Raw genomic sequence first — 451 nt, forward strand, 5'->3', positions numbered from 1 at the left:
TCATTGTCCTGCTGCTCGTCATCCTTGAATCAAGAAAACAAGTCAGAGCAGCTGATCCGAAGGCACCTCAAGCTAGAGAGAAAACAGGCGCTTTATGGGGAGCTTTGAAAATTGATCGTGTGCCTGCCTATTTGACTGTGACGTTTTGCAATATGCTTGGATTTTACGGCATGTACTCGTTTTTAGGTGCTTATTTGCAAAGTCTGTTTGATGGCGGACAATCAACTGCTGGACTTCTTATTATGGCTTATGGCGTCGGCTTTTCTATGAGTATGTTTACTGGAAAATTAGCAGACTGGTTCGGTAAAACTCGTTCCCTTGTCTTTGTGCTGGGTGGAATTGCGGTTGTTCTAGCCTTGCTTCCTTATGCGCCATTCTCGTGGATGTTGCTGATTTTCGCCCTATTTATTTGGGGGGTTATGCAAAGCTTATCTGTCACGCTTCTAAGCAC

Annotated in this window: 1 protein-coding gene; it reads left to right on the plus strand. The window is 44.6% G+C overall.

Features of this window, described 5'->3' with window-relative positions; all coding sequences use genetic code 11:
- The coding region (locus tag KH400_RS21070; RefSeq protein WP_217227993.1) for an MFS transporter at positions 1-451 on the plus strand (451 nt) is incomplete at both ends.

Source organism: Desertibacillus haloalkaliphilus, from assembly GCF_019039105.1.
GTDB classification, from domain to species: Bacteria; Bacillota; Bacilli; order Bacillales; family KJ1-10-99; genus Desertibacillus; species Desertibacillus haloalkaliphilus.